This is a genomic window from Sphingobacterium psychroaquaticum, from assembly GCF_004421025.1.
Lineage (GTDB): Bacteria > Bacteroidota > Bacteroidia > Sphingobacteriales > Sphingobacteriaceae > Sphingobacterium > Sphingobacterium psychroaquaticum.
Genome location: NZ_CP038029.1, coordinates 4,098,729 through 4,121,561 on the forward strand (window position 1 = coordinate 4,098,729; position 22,833 = coordinate 4,121,561).

Annotated in this window: 21 protein-coding genes and 1 tRNA gene; 12 read left to right on the forward strand and 10 right to left on the reverse strand. The window is 41.9% G+C overall.

Annotated elements, in window-relative coordinates; genetic code table 11:
* Positions 1-27 precede the first annotated feature (27 nt).
* The 3 genes from E2P86_RS16905 to E2P86_RS16915 all read left to right on the forward strand — a co-directional run bounded on the left by E2P86_RS16905 (position 28) and on the right by E2P86_RS16915 (position 2,229).
* Positions 28-1,569 (forward strand): NAD(P)/FAD-dependent oxidoreductase, encoded by a 1,542-nt coding sequence (locus E2P86_RS16905; RefSeq protein WP_085473670.1) that lies wholly within the window; start codon positions 28-30, stop codon positions 1,567-1,569.
* Positions 1,570-1,663: 94 nt separating this feature from the next.
* A tRNA-Gly gene (locus E2P86_RS16910) sits at positions 1,664-1,736 on the forward strand.
* Between the two features lie 46 nt (positions 1,737-1,782).
* Entirely contained in the window at positions 1,783-2,229 is a 447-nt protein-coding gene (locus E2P86_RS16915; protein WP_134433826.1) for a PH domain-containing protein, read from the forward strand.
* A gap of 96 nt (positions 2,230-2,325) precedes the next feature.
* Here E2P86_RS16915 and sufD read toward each other — a convergent pair whose 3' ends face one another.
* From sufD to sufB, 3 genes are read right to left on the reverse strand one after another with little or no spacing between them, the layout of a single operon-like run.
* Complete coding sequence (gene sufD, locus E2P86_RS16920) at positions 2,326-3,630, reverse strand: Fe-S cluster assembly protein SufD (protein ID WP_234991254.1); 1,305 nt, start codon at positions 3,628-3,630, stop codon at positions 2,326-2,328.
* Between the two features lie 47 nt (positions 3,631-3,677).
* Positions 3,678-4,436 (reverse strand): Fe-S cluster assembly ATPase SufC, encoded by a 759-nt coding sequence (gene sufC, locus E2P86_RS16925; protein ID WP_085473667.1) that lies wholly within the window; start codon positions 4,434-4,436, stop codon positions 3,678-3,680.
* 24 nt (positions 4,437-4,460) lie between these two features.
* Positions 4,461-5,912 carry a Fe-S cluster assembly protein SufB gene (sufB, locus tag E2P86_RS16930; protein ID WP_085473666.1) on the reverse strand — a complete coding sequence of 484 codons (1,452 nt, stop codon included), beginning with the start codon at positions 5,910-5,912 and terminating at the stop codon, positions 4,461-4,463.
* A 319-nt stretch (positions 5,913-6,231) separates the two neighbouring features.
* Between sufB and E2P86_RS16935 the strand changes: the two genes are divergently transcribed.
* The gene (locus E2P86_RS16935) at positions 6,232-6,702 is read left to right on the forward strand and encodes an Lrp/AsnC family transcriptional regulator (protein ID WP_085473665.1); all 471 of its coding nucleotides are present in this window, start codon (positions 6,232-6,234) and stop codon (positions 6,700-6,702) included.
* 18 nt (positions 6,703-6,720) lie between these two features.
* The gene (locus tag E2P86_RS16940; RefSeq protein ID WP_085473664.1) at positions 6,721-7,800 is read left to right on the forward strand and encodes a DUF6695 family protein; all 1,080 of its coding nucleotides are present in this window, start codon (positions 6,721-6,723) and stop codon (positions 7,798-7,800) included.
* 170 nt (positions 7,801-7,970) lie between these two features.
* Here E2P86_RS16940 and ung read toward each other — a convergent pair whose 3' ends face one another.
* A complete protein-coding gene (ung, locus tag E2P86_RS16945) occupies positions 7,971-8,651 on the reverse strand; it encodes a uracil-DNA glycosylase (RefSeq protein WP_134433827.1) in 681 nt (226 codons plus the stop codon).
* A gap of 208 nt (positions 8,652-8,859) precedes the next feature.
* Here ung and E2P86_RS16950 point away from each other — a divergent pair, with 208 nt between their 5' ends.
* Positions 8,860-9,399, forward strand: coding sequence for a tetratricopeptide repeat protein (locus E2P86_RS16950; RefSeq protein ID WP_085473662.1), 540 nt, complete (start codon positions 8,860-8,862; stop codon positions 9,397-9,399).
* 17 nt (positions 9,400-9,416) lie between these two features.
* Here E2P86_RS16950 and E2P86_RS16955 read toward each other — a convergent pair whose 3' ends face one another.
* Together E2P86_RS16955 and E2P86_RS16960 are read right to left on the reverse strand one after the other, a co-directional pair.
* Positions 9,417-9,875: a hypothetical protein gene (locus E2P86_RS16955; protein ID WP_240775535.1), complete on the reverse strand. Its 459-nt coding sequence runs from the start codon at positions 9,873-9,875 to the stop codon at positions 9,417-9,419.
* Positions 9,876-9,878: 3 nt separating this feature from the next.
* Positions 9,879-10,352: a DUF4293 domain-containing protein gene (locus E2P86_RS16960; RefSeq protein WP_085473660.1), complete on the reverse strand. Its 474-nt coding sequence runs from the start codon at positions 10,350-10,352 to the stop codon at positions 9,879-9,881.
* 146 nt (positions 10,353-10,498) lie between these two features.
* On the opposite strand from E2P86_RS16960, the gene truA reads away from it, so the two are divergent.
* Both truA and E2P86_RS16970 read left to right on the forward strand, forming a co-directional pair.
* On the forward strand, positions 10,499-11,302 hold the full coding sequence (truA, locus tag E2P86_RS16965) for a tRNA pseudouridine(38-40) synthase TruA (RefSeq protein ID WP_200811811.1): 804 nt from the start codon (positions 10,499-10,501) through the stop codon (positions 11,300-11,302).
* A 50-nt stretch (positions 11,303-11,352) separates the two neighbouring features.
* Positions 11,353-13,062: an ABC transporter ATP-binding protein gene (locus E2P86_RS16970; RefSeq protein ID WP_206368033.1), complete on the forward strand. Its 1,710-nt coding sequence runs from the start codon at positions 11,353-11,355 to the stop codon at positions 13,060-13,062.
* Positions 13,063-13,135: 73 nt separating this feature from the next.
* Here E2P86_RS16970 and E2P86_RS16975 read toward each other — a convergent pair whose 3' ends face one another.
* Positions 13,136-13,453 (reverse strand): hypothetical protein, encoded by a 318-nt coding sequence (locus tag E2P86_RS16975; protein WP_085473658.1) that lies wholly within the window; start codon positions 13,451-13,453, stop codon positions 13,136-13,138.
* Positions 13,454-13,556: 103 nt separating this feature from the next.
* Complete coding sequence (locus E2P86_RS16980) at positions 13,557-15,674, reverse strand: M3 family metallopeptidase (RefSeq protein WP_134433829.1); 2,118 nt, start codon at positions 15,672-15,674, stop codon at positions 13,557-13,559.
* 178 nt (positions 15,675-15,852) lie between these two features.
* Here E2P86_RS16980 and E2P86_RS16985 point away from each other — a divergent pair, with 178 nt between their 5' ends.
* The 4 genes from E2P86_RS16985 (at position 15,853) to E2P86_RS17000 (ending at position 19,518) form a co-directional block, all read left to right on the forward strand.
* The gene (locus E2P86_RS16985) at positions 15,853-17,079 is read left to right on the forward strand and encodes a DmpA family aminopeptidase (protein WP_240775536.1); all 1,227 of its coding nucleotides are present in this window, start codon (positions 15,853-15,855) and stop codon (positions 17,077-17,079) included.
* Positions 17,036-18,154, forward strand: coding sequence for a serine hydrolase domain-containing protein (locus E2P86_RS16990; protein ID WP_134433830.1), 1,119 nt, complete (start codon positions 17,036-17,038; stop codon positions 18,152-18,154). The genes E2P86_RS16985 and E2P86_RS16990 overlap by 44 nt, the downstream gene beginning before the upstream one ends.
* Before the next feature lie 14 nt (positions 18,155-18,168).
* Positions 18,169-18,912 (forward strand): aspartate/glutamate racemase family protein, encoded by a 744-nt coding sequence (locus tag E2P86_RS16995; protein WP_200811810.1) that lies wholly within the window; start codon positions 18,169-18,171, stop codon positions 18,910-18,912.
* A gap of 96 nt (positions 18,913-19,008) precedes the next feature.
* Positions 19,009-19,518: an ecotin gene (locus tag E2P86_RS17000; protein ID WP_085473713.1), complete on the forward strand. Its 510-nt coding sequence runs from the start codon at positions 19,009-19,011 to the stop codon at positions 19,516-19,518.
* 60 nt (positions 19,519-19,578) lie between these two features.
* Here E2P86_RS17000 and typA read toward each other — a convergent pair whose 3' ends face one another.
* Together typA and kbl are read right to left on the reverse strand one after the other, a co-directional pair.
* Positions 19,579-21,384 (reverse strand): translational GTPase TypA, encoded by a 1,806-nt coding sequence (gene typA / locus E2P86_RS17005; protein WP_085473655.1) that lies wholly within the window; start codon positions 21,382-21,384, stop codon positions 19,579-19,581.
* Positions 21,385-21,461: 77 nt separating this feature from the next.
* A complete protein-coding gene (kbl, locus tag E2P86_RS17010) occupies positions 21,462-22,652 on the reverse strand; it encodes a glycine C-acetyltransferase (protein ID WP_134433831.1) in 1,191 nt (396 codons plus the stop codon).
* Positions 22,653-22,833 lie beyond the last annotated feature (181 nt).

Consider the following 22,833-nt stretch of genomic DNA (forward strand, 5'->3'; position numbering starts at 1 on the left):
TTGGGATAAAAACCCAGCCACAACATTATGCAGAAAGAAATTGAAATAGCCGTATCTCCTGATTTTATACAGGATGAAAAATATATACGCTCCCTCACGGCAAAGCAGCTTAAGGTTGCTGAAAACCGAATCACAGGTCTATACGTTCGTAAACGTTCTATCGATGCGCGAAGCAGACAGGTGGTATATCGCATGCGGGTGGTTGCTTTTATCGATGAACCCTATATAGCGCCAAGCTACCATGCAGATGTGCAACAGGTGCACGATGCTAAACCGGTGATTATTATCGGTGCCGGTCCAGCGGGTTTATTTGCAGCCTACCGATGCTTGGAGCGTGGATTAAAGCCTATTGTAATTGAACGAGGTAAAGCCGTTCGGGATCGCCGCCGCGATCTAGCTCGTATCAATAAGGAGGGTTTTGTGAATCCAGAGTCCAATTATTGCTTCGGGGAAGGCGGAGCCGGAACGTATTCCGATGGAAAGCTATACACGCGCTCTGACAAACGAGGAAACGTACAAAAAGTATTACAAATTTTTGTACAACACGGCGCAACCGAGGATATTCTGGTAGATGCACGTCCACATATTGGAACAAATAAATTACCGCATATCATTGAAGATATGCGTAACACAATATTGAACTGCGGCGGAGAAATCCATTTTGATTGCCGCGTGGATGATATCTTGGTTCAATTTGGTAAAGTCGAGGGGGTAAAAACATCAACCGGCGAAACCATCAAGGGAGACCATATTATCCTAGCAACAGGTCACTCTGCGCGGGATATTTTTCACTTATTCAAGAACAAAGGCTGGCTTATCGAAGCGAAACCTTTTGCATTAGGTGTACGTATTGAACATCCACAAGAAATTATTGATCAGGCACAATACCATTGCAGTACACGCCATGAAAATCTACCACCAGCCTATTACAGCCTTGTGGAACAGGTGGACGGCCGTGGGGTGTTTTCTTTCTGTATGTGTCCGGGTGGAATTATAGCCCCTTGTGCAACGGATCACGAGGAGATTGTGGTGAACGGTTGGTCTCCTTCCAAGCGGAATAACCCGCACGCCAACTCTGGCACGGTGATTCAGATCAATATGGAAGATGTACCGAACGCAGCAACGGATCCTTTTGCTTTACTAGCTTTTCAACAGGCTATCGAACAGAAAGCCTTTATCATGGGCGGCGGTCAGCTAGTCGCTCCGGCGCAACGGATGGTGGACTTTGTGGAACGACGCGTTTCTAATTCGCTTCCCGAAAATTCGTACAAACCAGGAACACGCAGTGTAGACCTCGGTGAAGTACTACCTGATTTTGTCCATCGGGCTCTACGCGGAGCGCTGCCCATTTTCGGGAAGAAGATGAAAGGATATTACACGAATGAAGCTATTTTGGTGGGCGTAGAATCTCGCACCTCCTCTCCTGTACGCATTCCTAGAGATAAGGATACATTACAGCATCCGGATATTGAAGGCTTATATCCTTGTGGCGAAGGAGCTGGATATGCGGGTGGGATTGTATCGGCCGCTATTGATGGCATAAACTGCATTGATGCGATAAAAATATAAAGGTGAGCACCAAAGGGATGCGTGGATCTGGTTGATTTTTTTCAGAAACTAGTTGACAAATATCAGTTGATTTGCTACCTTTGTTGCACAATCAGCGAAAGTAGCTCAGTTGGTAGAGCACAACCTTGCCAAGGTTGGGGTCGCGAGTTCGAATCTCGTCTTTCGCTCAAAAGAAGCTCTTGGAATTCCAAGGGCTTTTTTCTATTTTGGGGAATGTCCAAGCTTTTCAAGCCTAAAAAAGATTTCACACCTTGGTACCTTACCACTGGTTTAGTCCTTGCTCTGTTAATCGGGATTCAGTACATCAGTGCCGTTCCGGACGCAGGTTTTTGGATCGCCATTGGTGGTATTTTTCTATTCTTTAATGTGCTCTTCTTCCTGACGTTTACAACCACTTCTTATAAAATAACGGGAACGGATTTCAAGTACCGCTGCTTGTTTCTCTTTGGGACTATCGATATCAATAAGATTCACAAACTGGAAATTGGCCGCGCGCTGTGGGTCGGCACGAAACCAGCTACAGGCCGAAATGGAGTTATAATCTACTATAATAAGTACGATGAGATTTATATCAGCCCGGAGAACAATGATGATTTTGTCCGTTCGATACAGGAAATAAACCCAGCGATAGAACTTATCTATCATAAACCGAGCTCATAAGATAACAAATAAGTGATTCGAATATAGGGAACAAGGTACAAAAAAACGTCTGAGAAATCCCAGACGCCTTTTCTATATAAAATGGAAAACTAATGCTTATTTATCAAGGCCCTTTTCGACCAAAGCTTCAACGTAGCTGCGCACGAGCTCATTCGAGAAGCGAGATGTTACATCAAAAGCAAAGGCATGTACCAAAAGGACGCGAGCAGACTCCTCGCCGATACCGCGCGCGCGCAAGTAAAACAAAGCGTCATCATCAAATTGCCCCATTGTACAACCGTGTGAACATTTCACATCATCTGCGAAAATCTCCAACTGCGGCTTTGTGTAAACCGTAGACTTTTCACCGATCAACATATTGTTGTTCTGTTGGAATGCATTTGTCTTCTGCGCGTCTTCACGTACAAAGATCTTTCCGTTGAACACGGCAATAGATTCGTCCTGCGGAATGTTTTTATACCATTCATAAGACTCACAGTGAGGCTTCATATGATCCACGACAGTATGATTGTCTACGAACTGTGAACCAGCGGTTAAATTGATTCCGTACAGGTGTGACTCTACATTCTCGGCATCCAGGCGTACGTTAATGTTGTTACGCACAAAAGAAGCTCCCGGCAGGTTACAGTTATAGTTATTATATAAACTCTGTTTCTCCTGATATACTTCTGTATGCTGAATATAACTACTTGCCGCATCTGCTACTTGCAAGTAATAGTGTTGCATCTTAGCCTCTTCTTCAACAACGATCTCTGAGACTTTATTGTTGAGATTTTGGGCAGCGCCATCTGCGGTAATAAACGATTCGATAAGCTCTAACTCTGCATGCGGCTCAAGAACAATCAAATTTCGTGTCTGCACGAAAAATGGCTCCTGACCAATCGACAAGTGTATGAGATGAATCGGCTTAGAAACGACTTTATTCTTGCCTACACTAATATAAACACCAGCCGTTTGTAATGCGGTATTCAACTGTACCAATACATTATCCGATTTATCGGCATGCTGTGCATAATACTTTTGAAAGTTCGGTTCGTCATGCGCCTCTTCAATAGGCTTTACTGTCAAACCTATTTCATCCTCCAAGGAAGAAAAAGCCAATACATACTGACCATTAACCAAAACAATGCGATGTGCATCCAATCCTGCGATATCCGCTTTACGTACATCCACATGATCCACCTCTACATCACTATTCAATACATAAGGCTTATTGACCAGCGTATGTAGATTGGTATATTTCCATTCTTCATTCTTCACCGTTGGAAAACCTTCTTGCTGAAAACGCTCAAAAGCAGTGTGACGAAGCGCCTTTAGCGCCGCCGGCTCTTGTACTGTTTCCAATTCCTGGAAAGTAGAAACCAACTGTTGGTATAATGAATCTGCAACTATTGTACTCATATTATTTTTTATCAATCCGTCATTCAATTTATCCATCGATAAATTCATTAAACGGTTTGCGTATCATATTCTTTTAACCAATCATATCCTTTTTCCTCTAACTCGAGTGCCAACTCTTTTGGTCCCGTTTTCACGATACGACCATTGTAAAGTACGTGCACAAAATCAGGCACGATATAATCCAATAAACGTTGGTAGTGCGTAATCACAACAAAAGCATTGTCTTTAGAGCGCAATTGGTTCACACCATTCGCCACAATACGCAAGGCATCAATATCTAAACCTGAATCCGTTTCGTCCAAAATCGATAATTTAGGATTCAACATCGCCAACTGAAAGATCTCGTTACGCTTTTTCTCTCCACCGGAGAAACCTTCGTTCAATGAACGATTCGCAAGGCTCGCTGAGAATTCAACTAACTTCTGCTTATCTTTCACCATTTGCAAAAACTCTTTCGCCTCCATCGGTGGCAAACCTTTATATTCACGAATATCGTTTACTGCCGTCTTCAGGAAGTTAATATTAGAAACACCTGGAATTTCTACTGGGTATTGGAATGCTAAAAACAAACCCTCACGTGCGCGGTCTTCCGGAGAAAGATCCAATAGATCCACACCATCCAATAGCGCTTGTCCGTCGTTTACCTCATAGGAATCACGACCAGCCAATACATTACCTAGCGTACTTTTTCCAGCACCATTAGGTCCCATGATGGCATGAACCTCTCCAGCCTTAACCTCTAGGTTTAATCCCTTTAATATTTGTTTGTCTTCAACAGACGCATGTAAATTCTTAATACTTAACATATACTTTTCAATATTCAAATAAAATTACCCTACCGATCCTTCTAAGGAAATCGCTAATAACTTCTGTGCTTCAACAGCAAACTCCATTGGCAATTGGTTCAACACTTCTTTCGCGTAACCATTCACAATTAGCCCTACCGCCTTCTCCGAATCGATACCTCGTTGGTTCAAATAGAAAACTTGATCTTCACCAATCTTAGATGTCGTTGCTTCATGCTCCAACATCGCCGTCCGGTTCTTACTTTCAATATAAGGGAACGTATGTGCGCCACAACGATCACCGATCAATAGCGAGTCACACTGTGTAAAGTTCCGTGCTTTATCCGCATTCGGGCCGATCTTCACCAAGCCTCTATAGCTGTTATGGCTAAAGCCGGCCGAGATTCCTTTTGATACGATCTTCGAACGGGTATTCTTACCCAAGTGAATCATCTTCGTTCCAGTATCAGCAACCTGTCTGTTACGCGTCAATGCCACAGAATAAAACTCCCCTACAGAATGGTCTCCTTTCAGGATCACACCTGGATATTTCCATGTAATGGCCGAGCCGGTCTCCACTTGTGTCCACGAAATCTTAGCACGGTCTCCTTTACAGATACCTCTTTTCGTTACAAAGTTATAAATACCACCCTTACCATCTTTATCGCCCGGATACCAGTTTTGAACCGTAGAATACTTGATTTCAGCATCTGTCTCTGCAATCAACTCTACCACCGCCGCATGCAACTGATTCTCATCACGCATCGGCGCCGTACAACCTTCCAGATACGAAACATAAGAGCCTTCATCTGCTACAATCAATGTACGTTCGAATTGCCCTGTATTTTCGGCATTGATACGGAAATAAGTAGAAAGTTCCATAGGACATTTCACCCCTTTCGGAATGTAAACAAAAGAACCATCCGAGAAAACTGCCGAATTTAATGCGGCATAAATATTATCTGTTTGCGGAACGACCGTTCCTAGGTATTTCTTGATTAATTCAGGATATTCTTGTACAGCCTCTCCAAAAGAACAAAAAATTACACCTTGCTCTTTCAACTTCTCGCGGAAAGTCGTTTTTACGGAAACCGAGTCAAAAACAGCATCTACGGCCACTACACCAGCCAAGATCTTCTGTTCATCCAATGGGATTCCAAGTTTAGCAAACGTAGCCAACAGCTCTGGATCCACCTCATCCATACTCTCCAACTGTTTTTTTGGCTTCGGTGCTGCGTAATAGGAGATATCTTGAAAATCAACCTCTGGATTTTCAAAATTTTGCCAAGTAGGCATTTTCATCGTCAAGAAATGACGAAATGCTTTCAATCTCCACTCCAATAGCCACTCCGGTTCATTTTTCTTTGCAGAAATTAAACGAACCGTATCTTCACTAAGCCCTTTTGGGGCAATATCCATCTCAATGTCGGTTGTAAAACCGTACTTATATTCTTCGAGCTCTAGCTCCTTTAGTAATTCGTCGTCTTTGGTACTCATTTCTCTTCCCCTTAAATTTATCGGCGATTCCTACCTTTAATTTGGACAACAAAGATACGACATAAAGCCCAATAAAACGGCAAATCTTTAATGATTTAGCATGACTTTACTAAAAAAATGTGACAGAGGTCACTTATTTGAAAACAGAGCGGTTTCCGGAAAAATATTATGACAATAACATGATTGCTATAAAAACAATCAATAAGTGAATCCGTTATACATAAACAAAAACTATAGATTAAGATAATATTATCTTAATTGTGTTCGCCAAATATTATTTTGTATATTTACGTCTTTTAAAATAAAATCTTTAGAAACAATGCCGTATCAACCTGACAAAACCGACTTAAAAATTCTGAAGCTTTTGCAAGAAAACGGGCGTATTACGAACCTGCAACTAGCTTCCAACATTGGGCTTTCACCTGCTCCTACTTTAGAGCGCGTGCGGAAGCTTGAAAATTCTGGCTTTATCAAGAGCTATCATGCTTTTGTAGACGAAGAAAAATTAGGACTAGGGATCAAATCCTTTATCCAGATATCACTTGATTTTCACACACACAACGCTATACCGGAGTTCGTGGAAGCTGTAAAAGCGATCCCAGAGGTTACGGAATGTCACCACGTGACTGGAAACTGTGACTTTATGTTGAAAGTATACGTTAAAGATATTAAAGCTTACGAAGCGGTAATCATGGAAAAAATCGCCAAGATTCCATTCGTAAAAACATTCCAGACCATGATGATCATGTCGACAAGTAAAAAGGAACCGATCGTACCGTTGGAATACTAATGAAAACCAGGGCACTGCATGAAAGAAAACCAACTACTATATGATGATTTGGCCATTATACTGACCTGGCCCGACGCAACAATAAGAGGCGATGAGAAATGGATGATGTTTTTCAAAAAGATTGGCATTGTCAAAAATCTAAATTTCAAAGTTGGGCATACCGGTATTGTGATTATAAAAAAACAAACGGGAGAGATGCTCTTTTATGACTTCGGTCGCTACATTACGCCAAGAGGTTATGGACGCGCCCGCTCTAAATACTCTGACCCTCGGTTAGATATTTTAATGAAGGCCTGCATCCAGAAAGGCAAAATAAACAACCTCCCCGAAATTATCACGCACTTTGAAGACCTCAAAGAAGCCATGTATGGGGAAGGGATACTCTATTTCTCGGTCGCAAATAACATTAATTTCGAGCTCGCAAAAGCCTATGGGGATGACTGCGTATACCAAGGCACTTTTCCCTATGGCGCTGTAGCTCGAAACAATAACAATTGCTCTCGTTTTATTACGCGTATGTTAATGCGCGCTTCACAAAAGTACACCTGGCGTCATAGCATCAATCTGCCAGAAACCATAAAGGCAAGCCCTATCAGTAATGTAGTGAACGCTGTCTCTGACCGCATGGTCTTTTCTTATAGTCCCGAGCAAGGACTAAAACACTTCCGTATGGATCGTTGGCAATCATTTATGTTCCTGGTTAAGAAATTGGGGGATAATGTATGGTCGAAAAAAGCATGTTTGCTACCCGAAGATCTTTCGATTGGCTGCATGAGCTTTGGCTCGAAACCAATAACGGTGCCCAAAGAAGCACACTACTTAGGGGGCGTCGGTGACGGCGCTTGGTTTTGTATTTCTCCGGCTGAAAACAACCAACTACTTATTAAACGTTTTACGACAAAAGGACAGTTGGAATATGTTACCCTTGGTGAACCGATTGAACCGATCGATCTGAATCAAAAATATGAAATAGCCTATGATAGTCATCTCTTGTTTACCCACATCCGACAAAATGGTCGTAAAATTAGGGTCAATCACGTAAGTCGACTACCAATTACAGATCACCAATACAAAGACTTAAAGGAACTTTATGCGTAGCATGTAGTTGGTAGTTTGTAGTTCATAGTTTGTAGTTCATAGTTTTTGGTTACTGGTTTATAGATTGTCATTTTTGAACAGATTTCAGGGCGCAGATCTTGAAAGTCTAATTTCCTAAAAACTATTTTCTACCAACTCCTTTCTAAAAACAACTCCCTACTAACTACGATCTAGCCCACTACCCTTGACCAATCAATTGCTTCACGTCCATTTTCTTCAAGATAAGCATTGCTTTGCGAAAAAGGCTTACTTCCATAAAACCCGCGGTAAACCGACAGCGGAGAAGGATGAACGGACTTCAAAATCAGATGCTTCTTTTGATCAATGAGTACACTTTTTCTCTGCGCATAGCTGCCCCAAAGAACAAAAACAACATGCTCTAACGTATTGGAGATCGCTTGGATCACGTGGTCCGTAAATCTTTCCCATCCCTGGCCTTGGTGTGATCCGGCTTCATGCGCACGTACTGTCAATGCCGCATTCAATAAAAGTACACCCTGTGTCGCCCAGCTGCTGAGATCGCCTGAAGAGGGATACCCCATTCCTTCCATGTCGGTCGTCAACTCACTATAGATGTTCTTAAGTGATGGAGGCAAACCTATGCCAGGTGGAACAGAAAAGGATAATCCATGCGCCTGCCCATCATTATGGTAAGGATCCTGACCTAAGATAACAACCTTTACATCAGGCAAAGGCGTCAACCGAAAAGCATTAAAGACCAGATCTTCGGGAGGAAACACAAGATGCGACTGTCGTTCTTTTTGTACAAAAGCAGACAATTGTTTCATATAATCCTGCTGCATAAGCGGGCGAAGGATAGGTTCCCAACTCGGGTCATATTTGTTTACCATGATACAAAGCTACGATTTTTCTCCGTGGACGCAGGTCTTCGCTGATCCATAAAAACGCGTTCTCTGAACCACAAAACTAGAGTTCGCTTGTCTAGTAAAGAATTATCTCACTGACCAGAAACTAATTGTTTTGCATCTGAAAGCAAATTTCGCTAATTTTGCAACGTGTGTGAAGACAAGTTGCAGTACAAGTTAGAAAATAAAATTTATGTCAAATATTGTTCGAATAGTTTTAAGTAGTTTACTGTTAATAGGTACAGTGCTTTTGTTTTGGTTTGGTCATTGGGGTTGGGGAATCCTTGGGATTCTAATTACTATTCTAGCATGGGTAACCGTATTTTTTAATGAAAACATGCTGTTGGCCCAATGGTTTCTTCGCAAAGAGAACATGGCGAAAGCAGAACAGTGGCTAAAACGTATCACGAACTATGAAACGCAGTTAATTTCTGCGCAACATGGCTACTACCACATGCTTTTAGGGATTATGGAGTCACAAAGAGCTCCTTTACAGTCAGAAAAATTCTTTAAGAAAGCATTGGCTTTGGGCTTGCACATGGATCATAATGTTGCCATGGCCAAACTCAGCCTAGCCGGCGTCGCAATGGCAAAACGTAATAAGCGGGAAGCAGAGAAACTTCTAGCTGAAGCAAAGAAAGCAGATAAAAACAAATTGCTAGCCGATCAAATCAAGATGATGAAAGATCAAATGTCTATGATGGACAAACAGCAGTTTAGATATTCAAGATAAAACAAAAAGAGGTTAATTTATAAATTAACCTCTTTTTGTATAAAATGACCTTCTTCTGCACTATCTTCAAATACCAACAACACCTTCGCTGCTTTTCGTTTTCCCCAGTTCCCAATCTTTATTGTTAGCGGCACTGGTGTATCCTCTTCCAGCAGGTAGTGTATATAATTCTGCCTATCTGCTAAACGAACCACGACCCGCCCCATCTTCATCACACTGTACATCGTAGCTTTCCCTTGGCTATCGATCACTTGACTGGCATACGTATTAAGTTTGAATTCACGTGGTTGCCTCTGGTAGGAGATCAAGAAAAGATCCACCGTGAGGGTATCACTTTTAGCATCCCAAACAGTCCCCTTTATATCTATCTGCAAATCATCGGTCAACTCTGCACCTGTATTTTCTTGCGCCCGCAATGTAAACATAGCCCCGCTCAACGTTAATAGCAAGAAAAAATAACGATAAAACCTCTTCATATACTAGCGCAGTCTATCCGCAGATTTAATCAGCTTCGAATCGTGTCTAATGCCACGTATAGCAAACGACAACAGGATAACAGCAACAGGGAGCAAGAAGAACCCAACTCCTATATTATTAGCCTGCAACCCTTGCGAAATACCCGACAATACACTATTTGCATTGCTATACATCCAAATGGCTAAAACGGCGATCAAAACAATCTCTGCATATATGCATAACAGCTGAAGCTTTCTATTTTTAAATAAAAAAATAATGAACACAGGAAAAAGAGCAACAAAAGCTGCAAAAATCGTCAACAATAAACTACTACTTTCCTGTACGCTCGCATTATTAACCGACGAATAAACCCCTGTTACAGATACTTTTTTACCCAAGCCTACAAGATCGATAAAATTGAGGTATGGGAAAATAAATAAGCCCAAGAGCACCACTGCGGCAGCTAAAAGCCAAATAGTCTGAATCCTTTGAATCATAAGTACAATTTAAAATGTATATCACAAACTTAATTAAATATAGCCGCAGATGCAAACAAATGGACCTTCGGTCTTTTCTACATACCACCACCTGCCATAGTGGCGGCAATAAAAATTGAATAGCCGACGACGAAATCGACAATTTTATGGCTATCTTCAAAACACAAATTACTTACCTTTGTTCGGTGGAAGACAAACAGCAACGTTATTTCTTAGAAATTGCTTACGACGGCACAGCCTATCATGGCTGGCAGGTACAGAACAATGCCGTTTCGGTACAACAAAAGCTCAATGAAGCTTTACATAAAATACTCCGTTCTCCTATAGAAACCATTGGTGCGGGCAGGACAGACACGGGTGTACATGCAAAGCAGCTCTTTGTCCATTTTGACTATCCGGCAGACCATATCCCTACCGTCTCGAAATTTTTACATTCTCTGAATGCTTTACTACCACACGACATCAGTGCTTTAGATTTACAGGCTGTGGAGCCCGATGCGCATGCTCGTTTCGACGCTACGCAACGGTCCTATGAGTATCATATCCATTTTCGTAAAGACCCATTTCTAATAAACAAGTCTTGGCAACTGCGAGACGTACCCGATGTTACATTGATGAATAGGGCGGCTCAATTTTTGTTAGGTAAACAAGATTTTGGTGCTTTTTCTAAAGCACATACGCAGGTGTTCACCAATATATGCACCGTAGTGCGCGCTGAATGGGTTTTACAGAACGATAGGTTAGTCTTTCATATCACAGCAGATCGTTTTTTACGAAATATGGTACGTGCAATTGTTGGCACCTTATTGGACATCGGTTTAAAAAACAAAAACGCAGCATCTATCGTTGATGTTATTAACAGTCAGGACAGAGCACAAGCTGGCACATCGGTACCAGCACATGGATTGTATTTAACAGAGGTTATTTATCCCTATATTAAAAGAAGTTGAGCGAACAAAAGGTAACTGGTAAAACATACGACAGTAAACTACTCAAAAGAATGGCCTTGTATATGCGTCCATATCAAGGCGTATTCTGGGCATCTGTAATACTGACGATTCTTTTGGCAGCGGTAGCTCCTGCCCTCCCAATGTTAATCGAGTACACCCTCGATAAGTATATCCTGAAGTCGGATTCCTCTGGACTTACATGGATGCTTATTGCTATGGTCACACTACTCATCGGACAAACCATTATTCGTTATTATCACACCTTAACGACTAACGTTTTGGGGCAAAATGTTATTCGCGATATTCGTATTCAGGTTTTTAATCATATCATTAATCTACGGTTAAAGTATTTTGATAATACCGCCTTAGGAAAGCTCATTACACGCACGATATCCGACTTAGAAACGATTTCAAACATCTTCTCCCAAGGACTGATACAAATTATAGGCGACCTCTTACAGCTCGTGGTTATCTTAGGTGTTATGCTTTATACCGACTGGAAGCTCACCTTGATCGTTTTAATCCCAATGCCACTGATGTTGTGGGCTACGTATATCTTCAAAGAAGCCATGAAATCTGCTTTTGTCGAGGTACGTACCTGGGTATCCAACCTCAACACGTTTTTACAAGAACATATCAGTGGGATGGCCATTATTCAGTATTTCTCGCGCGAGGACCAGGAGATGTCAAAGTTTGATGTTATCAATAAAAAACATAGAGACGCAAATATTCGTGCAAACTGGTATTTTTCTATTTTCTTCCCCGTCTTAGAGATTATTCTTGCAATTTCCACCGGTCTTCTGGTTTGGTATGGGTCGAAGCAGATCCTTGCGAACTCTATTTCACCGGGCGTTGTGGTAGCCTTCCTGATGTACATCAATATGATTTTCCGTCCGATTCGAGAGCTTATCGATAAATTTAATACCCTACAAATGGGGATGGTTTCCGCCGAGCGAATATTCGATGTATTGGATACCGATGAGTTCACACCAAACCATGGAACATATGCTCCAGAAACAATTGCCGGAAAGATTGATTTTGAAAAGGTTTGGTTTGCCTACAATGAAGAAAAATGGGTGCTCAAAGACGTAAACTTCACCGTCAATCCAGGCGAGACCCTAGCCCTCGTTGGCGCAACGGGTGCCGGGAAGTCATCAACCATCCATATCTTGACACGTTTTTATGAGATTCAAAAAGGTAAAATTTCACTTGATGGTGTCGATATTCGTGATTACGAATTAACAGCCCTTCGTCACCACATTGGAGTGGTACTGCAAGATGTTTTTCTATTTGCTGATAGCATCTTAAACAATATTACGCTAAATAATCCTGCGATCACTTTTGATCAGGTCGTGGAGGCCGCCAAGCGTGTAGGTGCATACGATTTTATCATGAGGTTACCAGGTGGTTTCGACTTTCAGGTCCAGGAACGCGGTGCCACATTGTCCTCGGGACAAGCGCAACTAATTTCTTTTATTCGCGCTTTGGTGCACAACCCAAGTATCTTGATTTTAGACGAGGCCACATCTTCTATTGATACAGAAACAGAACTTCTAATCCAACAAGCGATCGAAAATATTATGGCAGACCGTACTTCAATTGTTATTGCACACCGTTTGTCAACCATTCAAAAAGCGGACAAAATTATAGTGTTCGATAAAGGCGAGATTAAAGAAATGGGAACCCATGCGGAATTGCTTTCTTTTGACGGGTACTATAAAAAACTGTATGATTTACAGTTCAATTCCGTGGGAATTTAAGTGAAATTTGTGCCTAGCCGACCTATTTTCAAGGGGGAAGAAAATAAGTCGCTAGGGCTTAATATGATGTTAACTAGTTTAATAGTTGATAAACTTCTTGCATATAGGAGGCTTCCTGCAACGTTCTACAGAAATCTTGCCATTCCAATTGTGTAAAAGTGAACAATAGTTCGTCCATAGGCGTCTTTAAAACCGTCCGCCATTCCCCGTCGGGAAACACATAATAATCTTCCTTACCCACACGATCATTGACTCGGGACTTAAAGCGATTGTATTGCTCCAGGCTGAATGTTAATAAGTATGTGTTCTGCCACACATAGTGCGTGCGGCAAGTTTTGCAGTAAGACACTGTCGTCGCACCATTTGTACTTAATATAATCGCTTTACACATGTTCTTATTTTTATTTAGAACAAATCTAAATAAATGATTTAAGAAACAAAAATAAAAGGCAAACTTTTCAGCTTGCCTTTTAGATATTATTTAAAAATCAGGATTAGTTCAATCCTCTTTTCTTCATTAAGTGTACAGGATTAGGATCTGCACCACGGAATTTGCGATACATTTCCGCTGGGTTACCCGTTCCGCCACGTTCCAGGATATTCTTACGGAATGACGTTGCTGTACCTTCATCGTATAACGATTTCTCTTTAAATGCAGCAAACGCATCTGAATCTAACACTTCAGCCCAAATGTAACTGTAGTATCCTGCAGAATATCCACCCGAGAAGATGTGTTGGAAGTATGTACTTCTGTAACGTGGGATAATCGCATCAATCAAACCGATTTTTTTCAATGAAGCAGCTTCAAATGTATTAACATCCTCAGTGATTGGCGTTGTACGCGCGTGATAATCCAAATCAAGCAATGAAGCCGATACATACTCAACCGTTGCAAAACCTTGGTCAAAAGTACCCGCTTTTTCTAATTTAGCGATCAATGAATCAGGAATTGCCTCTTTCGTTTGAAAATGTCTAGCGTAGGTTTTCAATACCTCAGAATCACCAGCCCAGTTTTCCATAATTTGAGAAGGTAGCTCAACGAAGTCACGTGGAACAGACGTTCCCGCTAAACTTTTATAGCGAACATTCGAAAGCAAACCGTGCAAAGCATGACCAAACTCATGGAATAAAGTCGTTGCTTCATCAAAAGTTAGAAGAGCAGGTTGGTCACCTACTGGTTTGGTGAAATTACATACGATCGAGATAACCGGAGCAACACGCTTGCCATCTTTCGTTCCTTGCGAACGGTATGACGTCATCCAAGCACCTCCTCTTTTCGAAGCGCGTGGGAAAAAGTCAGCATACAATAATCCCAAGTGTGATCCGTCTTTATCTTTTACTTCGTACACTTCAACCTCTTCATGGTAAGTCGGCACATTATTTAAGGCGATAAAGGTTAAACCGTATAATTTTGTTGCTGTCGCAAAAGCTCCTTCACGTACCGCAGCTAAGCTGAAGTAAGGTTTAATCTCCTCTTCGTTTAAGGCATACTTTGCTTTGCGGATTTTCTCTTGGTAGTAGCGCCAATCATATGGAGCAACGGTAAAGTCTCCCTTTTCTGCAGCAATTTCCTTTTGGATATCCGCCGCTTCTGTTTTAGCTTTTGCTAGAGCAGGCGTCCAAATTTTATTTAGTAACGCGTATACATTCGTTGGGTTTGCTGCCATTGATTCTTCCAAAACATAAGCGGCATGAGATGTATAGCCTAGCAACTTTGCTTTCTCCAAACGTAGGTTTGCAATTTTCTTTAATGGTTCTTTATTATCAAAGTCATTCCCGTTATTGCCACGCATTTGATAAGCATTCCAAATTTGCTTACGCAACTCACGGTTATCAGCATATTGCAAGAAAGGCATAACCGAAGGATTTTGTAATGTAAAAACCCATTTTCCTTCTTTACCCTTGGCTTTTGCCTCATCCGCAGCAGCTTTCTTCAACCCATCAGGTAAACCTGCTAGATCAGCTTCTTTATCAACAACTAATTCATATGCATTGGTCTCTGCCAATAGATTTTGTCCAAACTGTGTTGTTAGAACAGAAAGTTCAGAATTGATTTTTTTCAATTTCTCTTTGTCCGCATCGGATAGGTTTGCTCCAGAACGAACAAAGCCCTTATATGTCTCTTCCAACAATTTTGCATCTTCCGCATCCAGACTCAATTCCGCTTTCTTCGCGTACACAGCTTTAACTTTATCAAAAAGTTGTTTGTTTAATGATATTTCATCGCTATGCGCAGAAAGGATTGGAGCTAAGTCTTTGGCAATAGCTTGGATTGAATCACTTGTATTGGCGGAATTAATGTTAAAAAACACCGAAGAAACGTTACTTAACAAACTACCTGCATTTTCTAAAGCAACAATGGTGTTAGAAAAACTAGGTTCTTCGCTATTGGCCACAATCGAGTCTATCTCCAGATTATGCTGCTTTAACGCCTCGTCAAAAGCCGGACGGTAGTGCGTTAACTTAATCTTATCGAAAGGTGGAACTTGAAAAGGCGTCTCATACGCCATTAGCAATGGGTTGTCTGTTGTTTGTGTTTTATTTTGGCTTTGGCAGCCTACCACCACAGCTGCAACAACCAAACAAAATGGTAAGAATCTTCTTTTATTCATTACTGCTTTTAGATTTGTTATTCTTGGCAAAGATAGGAATTAATGACCAAAACACAGGAACAAAGGGGAGAATCGCCCTGTAGCATAGGTTAGTCCGCATTTATGCGGCAGATTACATAATCAATCGAAAAATCATTATTATTGCTTTATCGAAAATCGACCTTAAAAACACAAATATATGTATGTTACAGATTCTACTTTTTTTAAAGTAATCCCCTACTATAAGCAAGGTATGAGAACCTTAAAAGCAACAGTCTTCTGCACGCTGTTGATCACGAGCTTTGCGTATGGACAAGAGAAACGTGGCCGCGCGCGCGACTTTGGTGTAACGATAGGCATTCTGCCGACCGGGACGAACAATGCTATAACGGATGTCGCCGGTGTAAAAGTAGGTCATACCACCATAAACGAAGGCCAAAACATTCGAACTGGTGTTACCGCCATCTTTCCACATGCGGGCAATCTCTTTCAAGAAAAAGTTCCCGCGGCAGTCTATGTCGGTAACGGGTTTGGCAAAATGATGGGAATCTCACAGATTGAAGAACTCGGCAATATAGAAACACCCATCCTTTTAACGAACACGCTGAACGCCCCAAAGGTTGCTGACGCACTTATTGATTACATGCTCGCTTTACCCGGAAATGAGCAAGTACGGTCGGTGAACTCCGTTGTTGGTGAGACGAATGACGGCGGTTTAAATGATATTCGCGGGCGACATGTGCACGCCGAGCATGTACAACAGGCACTCGCCACTGCGGCTCCCGGCCCTGTTACCGAAGGAAATGTGGGCGCAGGAACGGGAACAGAGTGCCTGGGTTACAAAGGAGGTATCGGCACCGCATCGCGTAAATTGCCGGCCAACAAAGGAGGATACACTGTAGGTGTCTTGGTTCAAACCAATTTTGGTGGCGTACTTGACATCAACGGAGCCCCCGTTGGGCGGGAGTTGCAAAACTTTTATATGAAGGACCCAAAAGGAAACTACAAAGCGGATGGCTCTTGTATGATTATCATTGCGACCGACGCTCCTTTGTCTGCTCGTAACTTAAAGCGGTTGGCGAAACGTTCTTACATTGCTTTTGGAAATGTAGGTTCCTTCTCTTCGAACGGCAGTGGCGACTACTCTATTGCTTTCTCTACTACACCTCAGAATCGAATTCCGCACAACAGCAACACGATAGTACGTGTCACCGAAGAATTAACGAACGACGCCATGTCACCTCTTTTTATGGCAGTTTGGGAAGCGACAGAAGAAGCAATTTTAAACTCCATGTTTATGGCACAGGATAGCCAGGGTGTTGCCGGCAACACGTTGAAAGCTCTTCCTATTCAGAAAACAATAGAAATATTAAAGAAATATAATGCATTACATCATGATCGCTTACCTAAAGCAGAACAGCAATAAGACAATTATTCTCCTGTTTCTTCTCTTTTGCTCCTTCGCTGTACAAGGCCAACGAGATATGTATGCAAAACTACAGGCATTGTCTACTAAAGTAGGCATTCCGGGAATGCAGGTTACCTTTGTCGATAAGGGAATAACCACACACTACGCCTTGGGGGTTAAACGCATGGGAGCTCACGAAACTATTTCCCGACAGACAGCTTTTCAAGCGGCCTCTTTGACAAAAGTCGTCACTGCTTATGTATTCCTTCGCCTTCTAGACCAAGGACTGATTTCTCTCGATAAACCACTTTGGGATTATTATCCCTACGATCGGTTAAGCCAAACACCCGGTAAGGAAAGGATTACAGCGCGTATGGTACTTACGCATCGCAGCGGTCTCCATAACTGGGAGGGAGATGTACCCTCGCCTGCCTGGCGTGCAACACCACTAACATTACTCTTTACACCAGGAACACAATATGCTTATTCCGGTGAAGGCTTCTACTTCTTACAGGAGACGATGGAACATATCACCAAGAAAAGCTTTCAACAACTCGTGGAAGAAGAAGTTCTTACACCGCTAGCGATGACGCACTCCGAAATTATTTGGAAGGATAGACTCCTACAGGATGCGGCCTTCGGCCATCTTACAGGGCAAAAAACTAGATCGTTGGGACAGTATCGAAAAGCAAATGCAGCATATACACTCTATACGACGTCCGAAGATTATACGAAATTTGTACAACGGGCTTTACTCGGGGGCGAGGGACTGAAAAAAGAAACACACCAGCTTCTGCTAACGAAACAAGGTGAAGCACAGGTTGGCAATACGCAAACAACACGTGATACATACGTGCCGTGTGCACTGGGGCTCCGTCTACAGCTCAATGAGGTCGGTACCGCACTTTGGCACACAGGCTCCAATCCAGGTTTTCGCTGTTTCTTTATAGCCTACCCGGAGCGCAAGCAAAGTTTAGCTGTCTTTATGAATACGGAAGATGGCTTTCAAGCAATGGGGGATTTGTTGGCTTTATTTTTGAATGATGAACAAACGTTCTGGGCGTATGAATGGCGTCAGGGCGAATTGGATTAATTAGGATTATAGATATGATCGGAATTATTGGAGGTGTAGGTCCGCTTGCCGGACTAGACATCGTAACTAAAATTATTGAAGAAACCATAGCCACGACAGATCAAGAGCACTTGCCGGTATTACTTTCTTCGCAACCACATAGAATTGCAGACCGCACGGCATATCTCTTAGGACAAGAAAGTGAAAACCCGGCCTATGCCATTGCAGAAATTATTCAAGAGCTTGAAAAAACAGGTGCTACCGTGGTCGCTATACCTTGTAATACGGCGCATGCTCCACGTATCTTTGATGTCATTAAAGAAGAGTTAGCACACGCAGGAAGTCGAGTCAAACTCTTGCATTTGGTGGAAGAGACGGCTTCGTTTATACAGCAGAACTTTGGAGGTATTGATGTGGGGGTACTCAGTACCACTGGAACTAAAAACACAGGCTTGTATAAAAACATTCTATCCCAAAATGGATTGGAAACAGTGGAACCCGATGATGCGCTCCAAGAAAAAATTCATGCAAGTATTTATGACAAAACATACGGCATAAAGGCTATTTCTTCACCAGTCAGCAATCGTGCACGACAGGAAATTATTGCCTCGATCATGGAACTTAAGAAATTGGGAGCTAAAGCAATTGTTTTAGGGTGCACTGAATTGCCTTTGGCAATTCCAGAAAAAGAAAACTCAGGCCTACCGGTCATTGATCCAAATCGGATCTTGGCTCGTGCGCTGATTCGGGAGATCGATCCAAGCAAGTTGCACGATTAAAATTAAACCCAACCCGAGAACTGCAGTCTTACATAAAAACGGGCTGATTGTAGCGATTACATATCGAGTTTCGATTAATAAGAAAAATATATGCACATGAAAAAGAAAATAGTGAAAGGTTTAGGTGTAGGATTATTACTTGCCTTTATTGGTTTTAACAACGTTACTATGGCGCAAAGCACAATTATCAAACAAGATCCATCTATTTTCCCTAAGCCTGAAGCAGGTTATAAGCAAATGGTTATTGAAGTTCCACATTCGGATAATGACAATAACAAGAAAATTGAATTTACGATTGGTAAAATGATGGAAGTAGACAAGTGCAACACGCACCGTTTACAAGGTTCTTTGGAAGAGAAACCATTAGAGGGTTGGGGGTATAACTACTATGTTTTCAAGTCCAACGGTGGAGCAGCAAGCACATTAATGGCGTGTCCCGATAATGAGCGGGTACTCAAATTTGTTTCTGCAGGTCCAACCGTGACGAACTACAATGGACGGTTACCGATCGTTATTTATGTACCTGAGGGATACGACGTACAGTTCAGAATTTTCAAAGCCGAAGACGATATCTACCGGGCTGCAGAAGTAAGACAAAAGAAATAAAAATAACAGCAATAAAAAAAGCCTTCGAAATTTCGAAGGCTTTTTTTATTGCTTATGCTATTATTGGAATTTTTTCGCGTTTACTTTACGCTCATTTTCCGTTAAATAGATTTTACGTAGACGCATAGATTGTGGTGTTACCTCAATGTACTCATCAGCTTGGATGTATTCCATACACTCCTCTAAAGAGAACTTGATTGCAGGAGCAATACGTGTATTGTCATCAGAACCTGATGCACGCATATTTGTCAACTGCTTACCTTTTGTTACGTTGATTGTTAAATCGTTATCACGGATGTGTTCACCCAAGATTTGTCCTTCATAAACCTCTACTCCTGGATCAACGAAGAAACGACCACGATCTTGTAATTTATCGATAGAGTATGCTGTAGTCGAACCTGTATCCAATGAGATCAATACACCCGCCAAACGACCAGGGATTGTTCCTTTCCAAGGCTCATATCCTTTCAAACGGTGTGCCATTACAGCCTCTCCAGCTGTAGCTGTCAATACGTTGTTACGCAAACCGATGATACCACGGGAAGGGATAGAGAATTCCAAGTGTTGCATATCACCTTTAGCTTCCATAATCAACAACTCACCTTTACGCTGTGTTACCAATTCGATTACTTTACCAGCTACATCACCCGGTACGTCAACTACAAGCTCTTCAATAGGCTCACATTTAACACCGTCAATTTCTTTTACAATTACCTGAGGTTGTCCTACTTGCAATTCGTAACCTTCGCGACGCATCGTCTCGATAAGAACAGACAAGTGAAGAATACCCCGACCGTATACCAACCAAGCGTCCGGAGACTCTGTAGGCACAACGCGTAATGCTAAGTTTTTCTCTAATTCTTTCTGTAAACGGTCATAGATGTTACGTGAAGTAACCAATTTACCTTCTTTACCAAAGAATGGAGAGTTATTGATCGTGAAAAGCATGTTCATTGTAGGTTCATCAATGCTGATTACCTCCAATTGCTCTGGATTTTCAAAGTCAGCAATTGTATCACCAATATCGAAACCTTCGATACCGACAACAGCACAGATATCACCGGCATGAACTTCAGGAACTTTAATACGTCCCAATCCTTCAAAAACCTGTAATTCTTTTACACGAGACTTCACTATTTTACCATCGCGTTTCACTAAAGAAACGGGTTGGTTTTCTTTGATCGTTCCACGGGCAACACGGCCAATCGCGATACGACCTACGAAAGTAGAATAATCAAGGGAAGTGATTTGCATTTGTAATGTACCTTCAGACACTTTAGGAGCAGGGATATGCTCGATGATAGCATCTAGGAGTTCCGTGAAGTCCTCTGTTGGTTTTTTCCAGTCTTTAGACATCCATCCTTGTTTCGATGAACCGTACAATACTGGGAAATCCAATTGATCTTCGTTCGCACCTAAGTTGAAGAACAAGTCAAATACATTTTCGTAAACCTCTTCTGGACGACAGTTTTCTTTGTCCACTTTGTTTACTACGACGATAGGCTTGATACCAAGACCTAAAGCCTTTCCTGTAACAAAACGTGTTTGTGGCATTGGCCCTTCGAAGGCATCCACCAACAAAACAACACCATCAGCCATTTTCAAAACACGCTCTACCTCACCACCGAAATCGGCGTGACCAGGGGTGTCGATAATATTGATTTTAACGTCTTTATACTTTACAGCAACGTTTTTAGATACAATAGTGATACCACGCTCTCTTTCCAGGTCGTTATTATCCAAAATTAACTCACCAGCATTTTCATTTTCTCTAAACTGATTAGTGAAGTATAAGATTTTGTCGACAAGAGTTGTCTTACCGTGGTCAACGTGTGCGATAATCGCGATATTTCTGATGTTTTGCATTGAGCGATAATGTATTATAAAAAATAAGAGGTGCAAAGATAATAATTTTGCACCTCTTATTTTTATTTTTTATATTATTATTTTATTACCTCTAATTCTCGACCCACTTTCGTAAACGCCTGAATAGCTTTATCTAAGTGTTCCACATCGTGGCCAGCAGAGATCTGAACGCGAATACGTGCTTTTCCTTGCGGTACAACAGGATAATAAAACCCAATTACATATATTCCTTCTTCGAGCATACGCGCCGCAAACTCTTGTGCCAACTTAGCATCATACAACATCACAGGGACGATCGGATGAAAACCTGGCTTGATATCGAAACCTGCCGCTGTCATCTTTTCACGGAAATAGAGCGTGTTACTTTCTAACTTATCGCGTAATTCTGTCGTCTCGCTCAACATATCCAATACGGCAACCGAAGCGCCAGCGATAGCAGGAGCAAGCGTGTTTGAAAATAAATATGGACGTGAACGCTGACGTAGCATATCGATAATTTCTTTCTTTCCCGAAGTAAAACCACCAGAGGCACCGCCTAAAGCCTTACCTAATGTACCCGTGATAATATCCACACGTTCGATAACATCAAACAACTCATGCGTACCACGACCTGTCTTACCAATGAATCCAGAACAGTGTGATTCATCGATCATCACCAACGCTTCATACTTATCTGCTAAGTCACAAATTTTGTCCAAAGGAGCAACCGACCCATCCATAGAGAAAGCGCCGTCTGTAACAATTATTTTGTGACGTGCACCAGAAGCAGCAATCAATTGTGCTTCCAAATCCGCCATATCACAGTTTTTATAGCGGAAGCGTTGGGCTTTACATAAGCGCACCCCATCAATGATTGAAGCATGGTTCAGCTCATCCGAGATAATGGCATCCTCCGCGCCGAAAAGGGGCTCAAATACACCACCATTAGCGTCGAATGCCGCCGCATATAGGATCGTATCTTCCGTTCCTAAGAAAGTCGATAGCTTTGCTTCTAACGTTTTGTGAATATCTTGTGTACCACAAATAAAACGTACGGAGGACATACCATAACCATGGGTATCGATCGCCTTTTTTGCGGCTTCAATAACTTTTGGATTGGAGGAAAGGCCTAAATAGTTATTCGCACAAAAATTAACCACTTCTTGGCCTGTGCTAACTTTAATATCAGCACCTTGCGGCGTGATGATAATACGTTCTTCTTTATACAAGCCAGCCTCTTTAATTGCTGCTAGTTCTTTCTCTAATGCGGGTTTTAATGTTTTGTACATATCCTTTATTCTAAAAAATGCCTACTTCCAGACATCGTGAAATAGTTAACTCGTAAAATCGTGTAGCAGTGAGGTCGCTCTGTCTTAACAGATCACGCTAGACGGCCACAATACAACACTCCTACACAAAGGTACAATTTCGCGTTGCAATAGCTTCGCTTCCTGACAAGAAATCGATTGT

Excerpts from the sequence above, each read along its gene's own strand:
- E2P86_RS16905 (WP_085473670.1), top strand. The coding sequence starts at position 28 with ATGCAGAAAGAAATTGAAATAGCCGTATCTCCTGATTTTATACAGGAT.
- E2P86_RS16915 (WP_134433826.1), top strand. The coding sequence starts at position 1,783 with ATGTCCAAGCTTTTCAAGCCTAAAAAAGATTTCACACCTTGGTACCTT.
- sufD (WP_234991254.1), bottom strand. The coding sequence starts at position 3,630 with ATGAGTACAATAGTTGCAGATTCATTATACCAACAGTTGGTTTCTACT.
- sufC (WP_085473667.1), bottom strand. The coding sequence starts at position 4,436 with ATGTTAAGTATTAAGAATTTACATGCGTCTGTTGAAGACAAACAAATA.
- sufB (WP_085473666.1), bottom strand. The coding sequence starts at position 5,912 with ATGAGTACCAAAGACGACGAATTACTAAAGGAGCTAGAGCTCGAAGAA.
- E2P86_RS16935 (WP_085473665.1), top strand. The coding sequence starts at position 6,232 with ATGCCGTATCAACCTGACAAAACCGACTTAAAAATTCTGAAGCTTTTG.
- E2P86_RS16940 (WP_085473664.1), top strand. The coding sequence starts at position 6,721 with ATGAAAGAAAACCAACTACTATATGATGATTTGGCCATTATACTGACC.
- ung (WP_134433827.1), bottom strand. The coding sequence starts at position 8,651 with ATGGTAAACAAATATGACCCGAGTTGGGAACCTATCCTTCGCCCGCTT.
- E2P86_RS16950 (WP_085473662.1), top strand. The coding sequence starts at position 8,860 with ATGTCAAATATTGTTCGAATAGTTTTAAGTAGTTTACTGTTAATAGGT.
- E2P86_RS16955 (WP_240775535.1), bottom strand. The coding sequence starts at position 9,875 with ATGAAGAGGTTTTATCGTTATTTTTTCTTGCTATTAACGTTGAGCGGG.
- E2P86_RS16960 (WP_085473660.1), bottom strand. The coding sequence starts at position 10,352 with ATGATTCAAAGGATTCAGACTATTTGGCTTTTAGCTGCCGCAGTGGTG.
- truA (WP_200811811.1), top strand. The coding sequence starts at position 10,499 with ATGGCTATCTTCAAAACACAAATTACTTACCTTTGTTCGGTGGAAGAC.
- E2P86_RS16970 (WP_206368033.1), top strand. The coding sequence starts at position 11,353 with ATGGCCTTGTATATGCGTCCATATCAAGGCGTATTCTGGGCATCTGTA.
- E2P86_RS16975 (WP_085473658.1), bottom strand. The coding sequence starts at position 13,453 with ATGTGTAAAGCGATTATATTAAGTACAAATGGTGCGACGACAGTGTCT.
- E2P86_RS16980 (WP_134433829.1), bottom strand. The coding sequence starts at position 15,674 with ATGAATAAAAGAAGATTCTTACCATTTTGTTTGGTTGTTGCAGCTGTG.
- E2P86_RS16985 (WP_240775536.1), top strand. The coding sequence starts at position 15,853 with ATGTATGTTACAGATTCTACTTTTTTTAAAGTAATCCCCTACTATAAG.
- E2P86_RS16990 (WP_134433830.1), top strand. The coding sequence starts at position 17,036 with ATGCATTACATCATGATCGCTTACCTAAAGCAGAACAGCAATAAGACA.
- E2P86_RS16995 (WP_200811810.1), top strand. The coding sequence starts at position 18,169 with ATGATCGGAATTATTGGAGGTGTAGGTCCGCTTGCCGGACTAGACATC.
- E2P86_RS17000 (WP_085473713.1), top strand. The coding sequence starts at position 19,009 with ATGAAAAAGAAAATAGTGAAAGGTTTAGGTGTAGGATTATTACTTGCC.
- typA (WP_085473655.1), bottom strand. The coding sequence starts at position 21,384 with ATGCAAAACATCAGAAATATCGCGATTATCGCACACGTTGACCACGGT.
- kbl (WP_134433831.1), bottom strand. The coding sequence starts at position 22,652 with ATGTACAAAACATTAAAACCCGCATTAGAGAAAGAACTAGCAGCAATT.